Below are 16,089 nucleotides of genomic sequence, written 5' to 3'. Positions count from 1 at the left end.
AGTGATATTGATTTTTATAGAAATATTTCTAAAATGTAAAGACATAAAATTGTATATCTATATTTTGATTATAGATAGGTACCAGTTATATTACTTGGATTGATTTTTTTAGTCATAATGATAGTATTACATATATAGGATGGATATGGCAATTTTAATTTAAAATGTAATTGTTATCAATAATACAAATAGCTTTCGATAATAGCTATTTGTTAATTCATTATAGTAAAATTATAGGGTTACATAAGAGGGGGATTAGCAATGTTAAATAATTTAAAGATGAGAAAGAAGATATTTTTATTTTCAATGATAATGATTTCATTACTTTTTTTACTAGGAGGAACAGGATATTATTTTAATTCCAAAGCAAATAAAGATATTACAATAATGTATAATGAATCATTATTACCGGTTCAATGGCTAAATGAAAATAGAGCTTTAGCTAAAACAATTGAAGGGGATATCTATTACATTATATTAGACAATCAAAATGCAGAAGTACAAAATGCGAAATTAGTTGACATCCAATCAAAGGCAAGTGCTTTTGATCAGAATTGGCAAATGTATAAAAAAAATAATCTAGACGATTATGAAACAGAAACAAGTAAAACTCTTGAAAAAAATCTTGCTGAATACAGAGAAAAAAGAAACGATATTATAAAATTAGCTATGGAAGGAAAGCAGTCAGAAGCATTAGAAAAGTATAAAAATATAGATAATACAGTACAACAATTTCAAAAAAATTTAAAAGACTTAGCAGTTTACAGAGCTGATCTAGCTGAAAAGATAAACACTCAAAATATTAACGATTTTAAATTCTCAGTAAAGATTTTTGCTGCAATAATTATATTTTCTGGAATTTTAGCTTGCGTTATTTCTTTAATTATTTCAAAGGATATTTCTAAACCATTAAACGCAACAGTTCAATATATTAAAGTTTTAACTAAGAGAGATTTTACAGGATCTATATCAAAAGTGCTTTTGACACGAAAAGATGAAGTAGGTGAGTTAGTAAATGCCATATCAGTCATGCAAAATGATATGAGTATTTTAATAAAAGAAATAATGGAAAACTCACAAAGTATGAATGCATCCAGTCAGGAGCTTTCTGCTACAGTAGAAGAGCTTACTTCAAAAGCCGAAAAAATAGAATCAGCTATAAATAATATAATGGTTGATGTTAATGAAACTAGTACTTCTGCAGAAGAGATAAGTGCGTCAATAGAGGAAGTAAATTCAAGCATTACCATTTTGTCAGAAAGAGCAATAGAAGGAAGTACCAATGCTAATAAATCTAAGAATAGGGCTACAGAGGTGCAAAGAAAAGGTAAGGCATCTGTTGAGGAAACAAGAAAGATATATGACGAAAAACAACAAAAAGGATTGAAAGCTATTGAAGATGGTAAAATAGTGGACAATATTAAGGTTATGGCGGACACAATAGCTGACATTTCTGAACAAACAAATTTACTTGCACTAAATGCTGCAATTGAGGCTGCAAGGGCTGGAGAACAAGGCAAGGGATTTGCGGTTGTAGCCGAGGAAGTTAGAGCGTTGGCTGAACAATCATCACAAGCAGTATCTAACATACAGGACACAATTATAAAAGTGCAAGAAGCATTTAAGAATCTTTCCGATAATAGCAGAGATGTTTTAAATTTTATAAAGGAAAACGTAGATCCACAATTTGAAACTATGAAGGATATAGGAAACCAATATTATAGAGATGCAGAATTTGTTACGAACATGTCTGGAGAAATTGCATCTATGTCTAGAGAACTTACATCTACAATCAATCAAATTAATGATGCTATTCAAAATACAGCAGGGACAGCGCAAAAGTCATCAGGTAATGCTGAAACCATAAAAGCTAGTATAGATGAAACTACAAAAGCAATTGGTCAAGTTGCTGTAACAGCACAGCAACAAGCAGAGCTTGCAGAAAAACTTAATAAAATGGTTCATGAGTTTAAAATTTAATTGAGAAGTATAAATTTCTATGACAGCAAAATTCTGTAGGAACGGGAAAAAAGTATGATAATTTTGTGACGAAAATTGTCTAAAGAAGGTACATGTGTTATAATTATCTTAAAAGAAAAGGCAAATCATTAGAAATAATGAGATGCAAAACTATAGGGACTAAGTTCAGTTGAATATGTCTGCCAGAAGCCGAGGATATTAGGATTAAATTTTAAAAGCTATTCTCCGGAATAGCTTTTTTATATAAATATGTACTTAATTATGGGGGAATCAGAAAGAAAAGTTAAGAAAAGATTAATATCTAGAGATCTTCATAAAGACAATATTAAGGGGGGAATACAAATGAAAAAATTAATTTCAATGTTAATGGTTACTTTGTTTTTATTTGTGCTAATACCCAATATTAGTGCAAATGCAGCTGAATTAAGCGAACGTGTAATAGTTGTTTTTAAAAATCAAGCTGATAAAAATATAGTTACAAGGGCCAGAGGAAGTGTAAGACGAGAGTATAAACATGCAAACGTTTTATCTGCAAATGTTCCCACAGCAACTATTAAAGATTTAAAAAATGACCCTAATGTATTAACAGTAGAACCAGATGTAATAGTTAAAGTAAAATCACAAACAGTGGATTGGGGTATGAGTAAAATCCAGGCTCCAGCTGCATGGTCTTCTAATTTAACTGGAAAAGGCGTGAAAATAGGTGTTGTTGATACTGGCATAGCTAACCATGAAGATTTAACAGTAGCCGGTGGTGTAGCTTTTACTTCTTACACAAGTTCCTATACAGATGATAATGGACATGGAACACATGTTGCAGGTATAATAGGAGCAAAAAACAATAGTTATGGAACAGTTGGCGTTGCTAATGATGCAAGTTTATATGCTGTAAAAGTATTGGGAAGTGATGGTTCAGGCTATCTTTCAGATATAATTGCAGGAATAGATTGGTGTATTACAAATAAAATGGACATTATCAATTTAAGTCTTGGTAGTTCAACGCCATCAGCTGCATTACAACAAGAGGTGGACAAGGCTTATAGTCAAGGTGTTTTAGTAGTAGCTGCAGCAGGAAACGATGGTACTTCTGACGGATCTACAGATACCGTAAATTATCCGGCAAAATATAGCAATTCTGTTATTGCTGTATCTGCAACTGATTCTAACAATCAAAGAGCGTCATTTTCGTCTACAGGTAATGAAATTGAAGTTGCAGCACCAGGAACTAATATTCGCAGCACATATTTAAATAACCAATATGTAACTATGAGTGGTACTTCAATGGCAACACCATTTGTTACAGGAGATTTAGCTCTACTCAAACAAGCTTATCCGTCTCTTTCTCCCAATCAATTACGTGCTAAACTTAGAGAAAATGTCATTGATCTAGGTACAGCAGGAAAAGATAGCTGGTATGGTTATGGTTTAATTCAAGCTCCTCAAGTGCAGACATTAACTACAACACAACCAATTACAACACAGCCTGTAGTAACTCAACCAACTACAACTCAACCAGTTGCTGCTCAGCCGAATACATTGCTAACTAAAACATTAGTAGCGACTAATAAAATGTCGTATAGGGCAGGAGAGAGGCTATATATAGGAGCTAAAATTACAAGTGCATCAGGTAAAGTAATTCAAGGAGCATCAGTAAAAATAACAATAACTTCACCAAAAGGGGCTACAACTGTATTGAAGGGAATAACAAATTGGTATGGAGAAGTTTTATTTGATGTACTTACATATAGAACTACTACTAAAGGTACTTATAAAGTTTTAGCTGAAACAACTTATAATAATTACTTAGGAAGTTCAAGCAGTGCCTCATTTCAGATATACTAAATAGCCTGAAATAAGGTAAATAGTTACTTATATAGAAATTCAAGAATTAATACAGTATAATAATTTAATAAGATCTCAAAATTATATGAAAATAATGTCAAAATAGGATATTCTGAATAAAATCATTTTCATTTTTCTTATTTTTCTGATATAATGGCTACATGAGTTATTCCTCTTAAATAATGATATTTTTTGTATTACTATTTACATCATATCATTTTTGGAGGATTTTCTTATATAATTTGTGAGAACTTCATGTTCTGATAAACTTATGTTATCTTTCTATCTATATATGTATTTATGAGTTAAAAATAAAAGATTTATAATGAAGTAATACAATAAAAATAGTTGTCGTTGTAAGTGGGGAAAAATAATACTACGAAACTAAAAAAAATTCTATATAATAGGTAAAAAATTTATCTTGAAAGGGGCTTAAAATGAAAAAAAATAGTGAACTTGAAGAAAAGATATTAAAAAATCTTAGTAATAAGGCTCGTGAAAACAACAAAATTGATTCTGAATTATTTACTAAATATCAGGTTAAAAGGGGACTTAGGGACATTGATGGAAGAGGAGTTCTTGTTGGACTTACGGAAATTGGAGATGTTCGTTCCTATATTATAGAAGAAAATGAAACTGTTCCGATACCAGGAAAATTACTATATAGAGGAATAGATATATCTGATATCGTTAGTGGCTTTCTTAAAAACGGTAGTTTTGGTTTTGAAGAAACATGTTATTTACTTTTGTTTGGCAATCTTCCAACAAAAGAAGAGCTAAGAGATTTTGAACAGCTATTAGCAGAGTACAGATGTTTACCAGATGACTTTGTTCGTGATATGATATTAAAAATGCCTAGCAAAGATATTATGAATTCAATAGCTAGGAGTGTTTTGGCATTTTATAGTTTAGATAATAATGCCGACGATACTACGATTGAAAATGTATTGAAACAATGTTTAAAACTTATAGCTTGTTTTCCCCTAATGGCTGTTTATGGATATCAGGCGTATTCACATTATCATGGTAACAAAAGCTTATTTATACACAGTCCGCAGCCAGAATTAAGTACTGCTGAAAATATTCTTTATATGCTTAGACCTGATAGTAAATATACAAAGCTTGAAGCAACTTTATTAGACCTTGCACTTGTTCTTCATGCTGAACATGGTGGAGGCAATAACTCTTCATTTGTAACTCATGTTGTTACGTCATCAGGCTCAGATACTTATTCAGTAATAGCTGCAGCTCTAGGTTCATTGAAAGGTCCGCGTCATGGCGGAGCAAATATTAAAGTTACACAAATGTTTGAAAATATAAAACAGAATGTCAAAGATTGGAGCGACGATAAAGAGGTTGAAGAATATCTTATGAAATTGCTTAACAAAGAAGCATTTGATGGTTCAGGACTAATTTACGGAATAGGACATGCTGTATATTCAATATCTGATCCAAGAGCTGTTATATTTAAGGAACATGTTGAGGCATTGGCCAAAGAGAAAGGCTTTGAGGATGAATATAACTTATATGCAAAGGTTGAAAAACTTGCTCCTCAAGCAGTAGGAAAAGTACGAAAAATGTACAAGGGTATAAGTGCAAATGTAGATTTTTACTCAGGGTTTGTGTATAGAATGCTTGATATTCCTCCGGAATTATTTACTCCTATTTTTGCAATTTCGAGAATAACAGGATGGAGTGCTCATCGTATTGAAGAGATCGTAAATGCAGGAAAAATAATTAGGCCTGCATACAAAAGCGTTGTTAAAAGAAAAAAATATGTTCATATAGAAGAGAGATAACACTATAAATTTATAAAAATAGAGCTCATATGGGCTCTATTTTTGTACAAACTATTTAAAGAGAGAAAAAAGAAATTATAATTTATGAATTAACAAAACTATTTAATATCATTCCTGCAACTACAAAAATAATACCTACAAAACCTAAAGTAGTTGGAATTTTATCATGAAAAATGAATATCCCGCCCAGAAGCGTAAATATGACTTCTCCAGACTGAGTGGATTCAACTACTGCCAGTCTATGTGCATCACCTTTTACTAAATCAGTGGCCTTAAAAAATAATATAGTAGCTATAATTCCTGAGAAAACTGCCACAATTAATGATTGAACAACTTGTCCTTCACTCGGCCATCCAACAGAAACCAAACCAGAAAATGAAATAATTATCCAAAAAGGCATACTGCATACTGTCATGCCATACACCCTTTGAAAAGTATTAAGGCTATCACCACAGATTTCCATCATTTTACGATTTCCCAAAGGATAAGAAAAAGCGGCAATAATAACAGGTAGAACTCCTAATAAAGTTTTTGATAATGAAATGTATTTTGTATTTTCAAATTGCAATAAAAATATACCTAATAAAATTATAGAAGACATTAGTAATGATTTTTTGGGGATCTTATTCCTTCTCTTTAATATTCCATTGTTAGTTTTAATGATTTTAAAGAAAAAAGGGGACATTAAAGCACCAGCAATTATAGTCACCTGCCAAGTTCCAGCAACCAACCAGGATGCACCATACGCAGAGGCAAAGCTTAAAGGCGCATAAAAAAAGCCGAAGCCTATTGTACTCCAAATGATCCATTCAAGTGGATTTTTTACTATATGATTTACTACGTCAGATAATTGTTTGTTGATTACCATGATAATAAGTAAAATAGGAAGCATAAAAATATATCTAAGAGATGAACTCCAAAGCCAGCTGCCACCAGAAATATTCATTTGTTGATTCAATAGGAAAGTAAATGCAAAAAAGAAAGATGCAGCTACTCCGAATAAAATTGCTTTCATAATAATATCCTCCCTAGAATATTGAATTTAAAATTATAAAATATATATTTAATTATGTTATATTATATATATATGAAACAAAATGTGCAATATATTATATTAAATATGTTATAACGTACAAAATGTTTATTAGAGGTGCAAATTATGGATAATTTAAATTTAGTTATTGGAAGCAAGTTAAAGGAAATTAGGTATAAGAGAAATTTGAGCTTAGAAGAGGTGGCTTTGTTAACTGGTGTTAGTAAGGCTATGTTAGGACAAATTGAAAGAGGGCAATCAAATCCAACAGTTTCAACATTATGGAAGATTTCTACAGGACTAAAGGTATCTTTTTCGTTCTTTATTGATGAAGAACATGATGAATTATTAATAATAAATCAGAAGGAAATTACTCCAGTAGTAGAAGATAACAATAAGATGAAGTTATATCCTATATTTCCTTTTGATGCAAATAAAGGTTTTGAAATTTTTACAATAGAATTAGAACCAGGTTGTAATCATACATCTACCCCTCATAATAATGGTGTTGAAGAGTATATTATTGTTACGGAAGGGGAAATTCAAATGGAAATTAATAATAACAATTATATATTACGAAAGGGAAATTCTCTAAGATTTATGGCTAGTAAATTACATACTTATAGGAACCTAACAAAAGAAAAAGCAATATTTCAGAATATTATACTATATTCCATATAATGTAGTGTTGTTGTGCATAATTAAAACAAAGCATTGTTCAATCCTCTTACAAATACATCAGTTCTGTTAGGTTCCCAGGATACTGCAGCTGGATCTGAGGTAAGAGTACCACTAATGGTCTGTTAATCGCTCCAACTTGGACCGTTTCATAAAATTTAAATGTTACAATAAATATTAAAGTGTTATGATAAAATATTTTTATAATATAATTAAAATATAGAAATTTTATATAATTAATAAAGTAATAATCATTATAAATATTTTAATGATTAATTTAAGGGAGTTGGAGTAAATTAAATGAATTATAATGAAGCTAAAATTACAAGGAAATCAATAAAACGAGAATTTAATAAATTAGGACTAGCTATCTTGATGAAAGAATTAATTGCAAATATAGTTGTCTTTATATGCATGTTGGTAATTATGGTAATTGAATTATTAAAGCAAAAGAATGTGAATAAGATTGATTTTGAAAAAATAGTTAGTAATCCAACTTATATTGGTATTATGAGCATAATAGCAGCTATTATTTCAATAAGTCCATTTTTAATTTATCGAGGGAGGAAATTCTTCAACTATGATTTAAGAGTAGAAAATAAAAAGTTTACATTAAAAACCGTAGTGCTTAGTATTATTGTATTATTATCAGTAAATAGTGCTTTAGTGTTATTTTCAAATGGTTTAGAACATATTCTTAATCTAATGGGGTTAAGTGCCAATTCTGCATTGGAGGCTTTAGAATCCTTAAATGAATTAACAATTCCAACGATTATTTATTCCTGTTTAGTTGCACCAGTAGTTGAAGAGCTAATTTTTAGAGGAGCAGTTCTTAGAAGCCTTGAGAAATATGGAAAGAGATTCGCTATACTAATTTCTGGATTATTATTTGGTTTAATGCATGGTAACTTTTTTCAGATATTTATGGCTATGGGAGTAGGAATTATATTAGGATATCTCGCTATTGAATACTCAATTAAATTAACAATTTTATTGCATATTATTAATAATGTTTGTGTTGAAATATTATCTCAAATTTCAACTAATGTTAGTGGGAATAAAGCGAATATTATTGATTTAACTATTACGGCAGTAAGTGTAATTGTATTAGTTATCGCTTTTATTCGTAACAAAAATAATATTAAGGAATGGTTATGGGAAAATAGAATTGAAAAAGGCATTATGTTTATGTTCTTTACATCAATATTAGTAATATTAGTCATTGCATTTGATTTATTTGAGGTAATTGTAAGCATTCAAAGAATTGTGTAAGGGGGATTAATTTATTCTGAATATTTATTGAACATGCAAAAGTATAAAATAATAAGTGATAAGTGGTAAGTTAAGAAGAAATCAGTAAATGGCTTTCATTTCTAAACTTTATCATTTATCACTTTTTAATTATTACGTATTTTAGTTTCTAAGTATAATAAAAAACGTCATTAAATTAAATGCGTTATACCTTTATCAGGAATTTTACCTTTAAAAAAGTTTCCTTTTGCTGGAGTTTATGGAATTGTAAATTTTCATGAAAATTGTATATGATTTGTGATTAGACTGTAACAAAACTGTGACAATATACGTCTAGAATACAATTATAGAAACAGTTAAATTAGCCAGAGTTAGTTATTTTATATTAAAAAATTGAGGTGAAGAAAATGAATGATAAAGTAGTTTATTCTATTGTTGTACCTTTGTATAATGAAGAACTTGTTATAGATGAAAGTTATAAGAGATTAAAGAATGTTATGGACTCTACTAAGGAAAATTATGAAATTGTATTTGTAAATGATGGAAGTAAAGATAAAACGAAAGAAAAGGCAGAGGAAATATGTAATATAGATAATAAAATTAAACTTATTAATTTTTCACGAAATTTTGGTCATCAAGCAGCAATAACTGCTGGGATGGATTTGGCTTTGGGAGATGCAATAATTGTTATTGATGCAGATCTTCAAGATCCTCCTGAAGTTATGCTTAAAATGATTGAGAAGTGGAAAGAAGGATATGAAGTAGTTTATGGGAAGAGGATAAAAAGAGAAGGGGAGACTTTCCTTAAAAAATTTACTGCGAAAATATACTATAGATTATTGAAAAGCATGACAAGTGTTGACGTTCCAGTAGATGCAGGAGATTTCAGGCTTATAGATAGGAAAGTTTGTGATGCGTTAATAGCACTTCCAGAAAAAAATAGATATGTTAGAGGGCTTGTAAGCTGGGTTGGTTATAAGCAAACATATGTAGAGTTTACCAGGCAAGAAAGATTTGCCGGAGAAACAAAATATCCACTTAAGAAGATGCTTAAATTAGCTTTTGATGGGATAACTGCTTTATCATATAAACCACTTGTGATAGCTGGACATTTTGGTTTTTTAGCATTTATTTTAGGAATGATTTTAATGTTTGTTGATGTGATAAAGGCTGAATTTTATAAAAGTGGATTTGTTAATTTTACATTAATGATGGGAATTAATATGATGATGTTTGGGGTAACTTTAGGATGCATTGGTATAATGGGTCAATACATTGGAAGAATTTTTGATGAAAGTAAAGGAAGACCTATTTATATAATTGATAGTACAAAAAATTATAATAGGAATGAAAAGAAATATAAAATTGTTAACTAAAGTGGTTTTATAAAGGAGGCAAAGATGAAAAAACTTAAATTTACTAAAGAATCTTTAGGTATAGTATTAATAAATTTTTTAGTGAGTAATAAAACAAATGAAAAATATATACTTGTTGTATCTTCATCACAAAGTGCCGATAATATTATTATTCAAACTGGGGAACCAGTAATGGCACTTGGAGGATTTTCAGGTTCTGATAATATTATTACTTTAGACCAATTTAAGGAAATAGTTAAAAATGGAGAAGTAAGATTTGTACTTTCAGGCGGTATGGGCCGTAGTGGAAGTAGTGAAATTATGAACTGGGTTACTCAAAATGGTACAGTAGTTTCAGACAGTGAATATAAAGATACTACTTCAAATAATGAATCAGAAAATAATAATCAAGGGCAAAATTCAAGAAGACAAAACATGCCTGGTTTTGGTGGTAACAACTCAGAGCAGCTTTATGATTTAAAAGGTGTAGCTGATACCTTAAAATAAAATTGATTAGCTATGATGAATGGGTAAAATATTTTATCCATTTATTTAAGTGTACTACTTGATATGTAGCTATGTAGAAAAAGGAGAGAAGGGAATGGAAAAAGCCAATATAAAAAAAATTATCTTCAGAACGAGTTTAGTTTTTATATTGTTAATATCAGTATTTTTAAGTATTTATGAAGTTCAGCATTATAAGTCTAGCAATTCAATGGTGCAAAATAACCAATTTGCAAGAGAAGGAAACATGTTGGAAAATGGAGATGCTGCGCCGCCCAATATGAATAGACAGATTGGAAATAACGACAATGGCCAGGAACAAGGGCAAGATGGAAAGATTTATCCAACAGGCCCGCAAGTACAAAATGGAACAAATGCAAATGGGCAACATGAAACTCAAAATCAAGATAGTAAGTCAAATGGAAACAGTAATAGGCAAAAAGGAAACAATAGAAACATGCAGCCAGGCCAATTCAATGGAAATATGCAAAGGGGTGGAGGAGATACTAAATATCAACAGCCGCTTGCGATTTATTCCATGCTATTTTTAATTTTAAGTTGTGGAATTTATTATTTGGCTAAACGTAAAAAAATAAAATTAGATTTAAAGGATGAAAAACTGATTTTAATTACAGTGTTAGCGGCAGGATTCTTTTTAAGGATTGCAGCATCAACGTTAATGAATGGACACAATGATGTTAATCTATTTAAGAATTGGGCCCAAGTAGCAGCTAATGGTCTTTCACAATTTTATTCCAATGCAAGGCAAGCAGATTATCCACCATTCTACATGTATATTCTAGCTCTAATTGGTAAGTTAGCTAATTTATCTGCGTTAAATCCATATTATGTGTTGCTGCTTAAAATACCATCTATAATAGCTGACGTTGCTACAGGGTATGTTATATATAAACTTGGGAAAAAATATATAAGCGTAGGTATTAGTATCTTACTAACGATATTTTATATTTTTAACCCGGCTATTTTTATTGATTCAACATTTTGGGGGCAAGTTGATTCTTTCTTTACATTATTAGTTGTTTTAGCGATATATTTATTATGTAAAAAGAAGTATGAGTTTTCAACTGTAATTTTTGCAATTTCGGTACTGATGAAACCGCAAGGAATTATATTCCTTCCGATTCTTTTCTTTGAATTAGTAAGGCAAAGAAAAATTAAGAATTTCATTTTCTGCGGGGTTTCAGCTATTGTGACTGCAATAATAATTATAATTCCATTTTCATTAAGCCAGCAGAGCCCATTATGGATTTTTAATTTATATTCTAAAACTATATCAGAGTATCCATATGCTTCTGTAAATGCATTTAACTTCTTTAGCTTAATAGGAGCGAATTACAAAAACAATAATACAACTTTGTTTTTATTTAGTTATCATACAATAGGAATGATTTTTATTGTGATAACAACATTAATAAGTTGGTTTACTTATATCAAAGGAAATGATATAAAATATATTTCTGCTATAGCTCTTCTTCAAATAGCAGGGGTATTTACTTTTTCAGTTGGAATGCATGAAAGATATTTATTTCCAGCAGTAGCATTAGCAATCTTAGCTTGTATATATTTAAAAGATAAACGATTTTTCATATTAGCTATTGGATTTAGCTTAACTAGTTATCTAAATATATCTACTGTTTTTTTTGGCAGCAATACTTCAATTTTTAATATTTTGCTTAGAGCAACTTCACTTTTAAACGTAATGCTAGTTATATATTTAGTAAAAGTTCTTTTAGAAAAGACTGTAGGAAGGAAAGTTTTATCTGAATTAAATATAGAGGAGAGTGAATCCATATGACAGTAAGAAAAGCAGTAATTCCTGCAGCTGGCCTAGGAACAAGATTTTTGCCAGCAACAAAAGCACAACCCAAAGAAATGTTGCCAATAGTCGATAAACCTACAATTCAATACATTGTAGAAGAAGCAGTGGCATCAGGAATAGAAGAAATATTGGTGATTACAGGAAGAAATAAAAGGGCTATTGAAGACCATTTTGATAAATCAGTAGAACTTGAAGGTGAACTTGAGAATAGTAAAAAAGGAGAATTGCTAAAATTGGTACAAAATATATCTAATATGGTAGATATTTATTATACCAGACAAAAAGAACCTAAAGGGCTTGGAGATGCAATAATTCATGCTAAAAACTTTGTAGGTAATGAACCCTTTGCTGTGATGCTTGGTGATGATATAGTTGATAATGATGTTCCATGTCTTAAGCAGCTAATAAATTGCTATGATAAATACAAAACTTCTGTATTAGGAGTTCAGGAAGTTGATAAATCACAGGTATCTAAATATGGAATTGTAAAAGGTATCGAAATAGAAAATAAACTTTATAAAATAGGAGACATGGTTGAGAAACCTAAGATAGAAGAATCACCGTCTAATATAGCGATTCTTGGTAGATACATAATAACACCTGAGATATTCAAAATATTAGAAAAGACAAAGCCTGGAAAGGGTGGAGAAATACAATTGACAGACGCTTTGAAGGAATTGGCAAAGCATGAGGCTGTTTATGCGTATTGTTTTGAAGGAAAAAGATACGATGTAGGCGATAAACTTGGATATTTACAGGCTAATATAGAATTTACTTTAAAACGTGATGATTTAAGAGAAAACTTTATGGAATATCTTTCGAAATTAATAGTTGAGGAAAAGATAATAATCTAATTCATTGTTTACAAAATAGTATACAGTTATAATGCTCATATTAAAGGCGAATAATTCTCAGTTTCCTTTTTGCATTTAATTGTTGTAACTTGGGTATATTAGTAACGTAAAATAAAAAGAAATCTAAGGAGGAGAAATATGAGCAGTTCAACTATTACTATTGCAACCAAACACAAGTTAGAACATAAAGATCAGAATGCAATTATAACAAATTCTACTTCTGAAACTTTCATAGTATACGGGCCTAGAAGAGACACAGAAGGAGGAAACTATGAAAACTCATGGTATGTACTTCATGCTGGCAAAACTATTCCGAAGAATTGGCAATGCGATGGACTTTTTATACCAAAAGATAGGAAGTTTATTCAATTAAATGGTGAGACTATTCAAGGCCCAGCAGCAGTAAAATATGGCAGCTTAATGCCTGTTACAATAATACAAGACGGGGATACATATATTGAAAAAGATAACCATAATGAAGGCGTATTCCGATCATCTGAAATAAATTGGGATGTACCGGACTTTAGTGCAGAATATTGCCAAAATATAAGCATGGCAGCATATCAAATTCCATAATATCTTTTAGTCATAGATGAATGAAAAATCCATGGAACACTATATGAGGTGGCACATGGATTTTCTTTTATATTTTTAGATTTTCCTGTTACAATTTATTTTGTGACACAGTTGTAACAAAAAATATTTATAATAAATATAGTAGTAGGTTTTGGAGGTAAAGAATGAAAGATAAAAAAATATTGGTTGTTGATGATGAGCCATTAATAAGAAAACTTGTAACAGATTTCTTGAAAAAACAGGGTTACATAACTGTTGAAGCAGAAGATGGAAGAAAAGCTATGGATTTGTTTCAAAGTGAAGAAGGGATAGATTTAATAATTCTAGATGTAATGCTGCCAGAATATGACGGTTTTACTGTATGTAGAGAGATAAGAAAGAAATCAAAAGTCCCAATAATAATGCTAACTGCAAGAGGTGAGGAATTTGATGAAATTTTTGGCCTTGATATTGGCGCAGACGAGTATATTTCAAAGCCCTTTAGCCCAAATATATTAATAGCAAGAGTAAATGCTGTATTAAGAAGAGTAACTAAAGGGGCTATTGATATCAATCTTAAAGATTTCCAAGGGCTAGTAATAGATCAAAATGCTCATCAAGTTACTATTGAGGGAGATATTGTTGATTTAAGTCCTAAAGAGTATGAGTTATTAACATATCTTTCAGAAAATTATGGCAAGGCTTTAAGTAGAGAACAAATACTTGATAAAGTTTGGGGATATGATTATTTTGGAGATTTAAGGACGGTGGATACACATATAAACCGATTAAGAATAAAGTTGGATACCAAAAGTGAGTATGTTCATACTGTTCGTGGGTATGGCTATAGATTTGAGGTAGAAAAATGATTAAATCCATAAAGTCTAGGCTGTTTGCTTCTATAACTATATTGCTAATATTCTTTATCTCACTTTTATGGATTTTAAACAATATATATCTTCAGCAATATTACATAAAAATTAAGAAAGATACTCTTATAGAAAATGCAAAAAAATTAACAGATATATATACAGGTAATGTTGATGAAATACAAGATGAGTTAGATAGAATAGCTAATATAACTGGAAGCAGCATTGATATACGTGATAAAGATGGTAAGCCAGTATATAGATCTTCACGAAGAATGCCAAATGAAAAAAACGTTATTGAAAATAATAGAGGTAAAGGCGGCATACAACCACCACCTGACATATACGTTGGCGACAACAGTTTGGATAAATATGCTGTTGGAAAGTACGATTTTGAAAATAGAAGAGATACTCAGCTAAATATTGAATTATTAACTTTGGTTACAAAGCTAAATAATGGGGATATATTAGCAATGAGAGTACCATTAGTTTCTATAAATGAAAGTGTGAGTATTGCTAATCGATTTATTCTTATTACAGGAGCAATAATTATAGTTTTAGGAAGTTTGTGGGCATTTTGGTTCTCAAGGAAATTCACAAAGCCTATTTTAGAGGTTAACAATATAGCTCAAAATATGGCTAAATTTGATTTTAGTGAAAAGTGCAAAATAAATGGAAAAGATGAAATTGGCCAGCTGGGTCAAAGTGTTAATTATTTGTCTGGAGAGTTGAATCGGGCAATTACAGAATTAAATATTAAAAATAAAAAGCTTGAGGAAGACATAGAAAAAGAAAGAAAAATAGATGAAATGAGAAAAGAATTTGTATCAAGTGTTTCTCATGAATTAAGAACTCCATTATCAGTAATACAAGGTTATGCAGAAGGACTAGCTTGCAATGTTAATGAAAGTGAGGAAGATAAAAATTTTTATTGTGATGTAATTATTAAAGAAGCAGAGAAGATGAATAAATTAGTTAAAGATTTGCTAAACCTTTCTCAAATAGAATCAGGATATTTTCATATAGAAAAGACTGAGTTTAATATTAATTCATTAATAGAATATGTACTAAATAAATACAAATCTATTTTTGAAGAAAAGAACATTGAAATAGAAGTTAATCTTGGTGTAAATAGCATTGTAAGTGGTGACATGACTAGAGTTGAACAAATACTTACTAATTATATAAATAATGCTATTAATCATATAGATAATAATAAAATAATTAAAATAAGTAAATTAGTAAACGGAACTAAGGCGAGAATAAATGTTTTTAATACAGGAAAACATATTCCAGATGAATATTTAGAAAAAATATGGGATAGTTTTTATAAGGTTGATAAAGCTAGAACGAGATCATATGGAGGATATGGGCTAGGACTTTCAATTGTTAAAGCTCTTGTAGAACTTCACAATAACAACTATGGGGTAGAAAACATTGATGGAGGAGTAAACTTTTGGTTTGAAATTGATATGTTAGACCTTTAAGCAAAATCGTATTAAAATTTTATAATTTCATTATAGTAAAAG

General features: G+C 30.1%; 12 protein-coding genes, 1 pseudogene and 1 riboswitch. Of the genes and pseudogenes, 12 read left to right on the top strand and 1 reads right to left on the bottom strand.

Annotated elements, in window-relative coordinates; genetic code table 11:
• Positions 1 to 261 precede the first annotated feature (261 nt).
• The 3 genes from COL3_RS14255 (at position 262) to COL3_RS14245 (ending at position 5,621) form a co-directional block, all read left to right on the top strand.
• On the top strand, positions 262 to 1,980 hold the full coding sequence (locus COL3_RS14255) for a methyl-accepting chemotaxis protein (protein WP_008417999.1): 1,719 nt from the start codon (positions 262 to 264) through the stop codon (positions 1,978 to 1,980).
• Positions 1,981 to 2,089: 109 nt separating this feature from the next.
• Positions 2,090 to 2,174, top strand: a riboswitch (cyclic di-GMP riboswitch).
• Between the two features lie 148 nt (positions 2,175 to 2,322).
• A complete protein-coding gene (locus COL3_RS14250; protein WP_035282112.1) occupies positions 2,323 to 3,822 on the top strand; it encodes a S8 family serine peptidase in 1,500 nt (499 codons plus the stop codon).
• A 437-nt stretch (positions 3,823 to 4,259) separates the two neighbouring features.
• Positions 4,260 to 5,621 carry a citrate/2-methylcitrate synthase gene (locus tag COL3_RS14245; RefSeq protein ID WP_008418003.1) on the top strand — a complete coding sequence of 454 codons (1,362 nt, stop codon included), beginning with the start codon at positions 4,260 to 4,262 and terminating at the stop codon, positions 5,619 to 5,621.
• 82 nt (positions 5,622 to 5,703) lie between these two features.
• On the opposite strand, the gene COL3_RS14240 is transcribed toward COL3_RS14245, so the two are convergent.
• Entirely contained in the window at positions 5,704 to 6,639 is a 936-nt protein-coding gene (locus COL3_RS14240) for a multidrug resistance efflux transporter family protein (protein WP_035282115.1), read from the bottom strand.
• 141 nt (positions 6,640 to 6,780) lie between these two features.
• On the opposite strand from COL3_RS14240, the gene COL3_RS14235 reads away from it, so the two are divergent.
• The 9 genes and pseudogenes from COL3_RS14235 (at position 6,781) to COL3_RS14195 (ending at position 16,047) form a co-directional block, all read left to right on the top strand.
• Positions 6,781 to 7,335 (top strand): helix-turn-helix domain-containing protein, encoded by a 555-nt coding sequence (locus COL3_RS14235; protein WP_008418006.1) that lies wholly within the window; start codon positions 6,781 to 6,783, stop codon positions 7,333 to 7,335.
• Positions 7,336 to 7,632: 297 nt separating this feature from the next.
• Positions 7,633 to 8,604, top strand: a complete 972-nt coding sequence (locus tag COL3_RS14230; protein WP_008418007.1) for a CPBP family intramembrane glutamic endopeptidase — start codon at positions 7,633 to 7,635, stop codon at positions 8,602 to 8,604.
• Between the two features lie 386 nt (positions 8,605 to 8,990).
• On the top strand, positions 8,991 to 9,959 hold the full coding sequence (locus tag COL3_RS14225) for a glycosyltransferase family 2 protein (protein WP_008418008.1): 969 nt from the start codon (positions 8,991 to 8,993) through the stop codon (positions 9,957 to 9,959).
• 66 nt (positions 9,960 to 10,025) lie between these two features.
• Positions 10,026 to 10,445, top strand: a pseudogene (locus COL3_RS14220) (dolichyl-phosphate-mannose--protein mannosyltransferase); the annotation flags it as partial.
• Between the two features lie 94 nt (positions 10,446 to 10,539).
• Positions 10,540 to 12,258: a glycosyltransferase 87 family protein gene (locus tag COL3_RS14215; RefSeq protein WP_008418010.1), complete on the top strand. Its 1,719-nt coding sequence runs from the start codon at positions 10,540 to 10,542 to the stop codon at positions 12,256 to 12,258.
• Entirely contained in the window at positions 12,255 to 13,136 is an 882-nt protein-coding gene (gene galU, locus COL3_RS14210; RefSeq protein ID WP_008418012.1) for a UTP--glucose-1-phosphate uridylyltransferase GalU, read from the top strand. The genes COL3_RS14215 and galU overlap by 4 nt, the downstream gene beginning before the upstream one ends.
• Before the next feature lie 138 nt (positions 13,137 to 13,274).
• A complete protein-coding gene (locus tag COL3_RS14205) occupies positions 13,275 to 13,712 on the top strand; it encodes a hypothetical protein (protein WP_008418015.1) in 438 nt (145 codons plus the stop codon).
• A gap of 164 nt (positions 13,713 to 13,876) precedes the next feature.
• A complete protein-coding gene (locus tag COL3_RS14200) occupies positions 13,877 to 14,560 on the top strand; it encodes a response regulator transcription factor (RefSeq protein WP_008418017.1) in 684 nt (227 codons plus the stop codon).
• Entirely contained in the window at positions 14,557 to 16,047 is a 1,491-nt protein-coding gene (locus COL3_RS14195; RefSeq protein WP_008418018.1) for a histidine kinase dimerization/phospho-acceptor domain-containing protein, read from the top strand. Before COL3_RS14200 ends, COL3_RS14195 begins: the two co-directional genes overlap by 4 nt.
• The last annotated feature ends 42 nt before the right edge of the window (positions 16,048 to 16,089 follow it).

The sequence above is a fragment of the Clostridium sp. LS genome (assembly GCF_002760435.1).
Classification (GTDB): Bacteria; Bacillota; Clostridia; order Clostridiales; family Clostridiaceae; genus Clostridium.
Note: the sequence above shows the minus strand (reverse complement) of the source record. Positions and strands in the feature narration are given on the sequence as shown.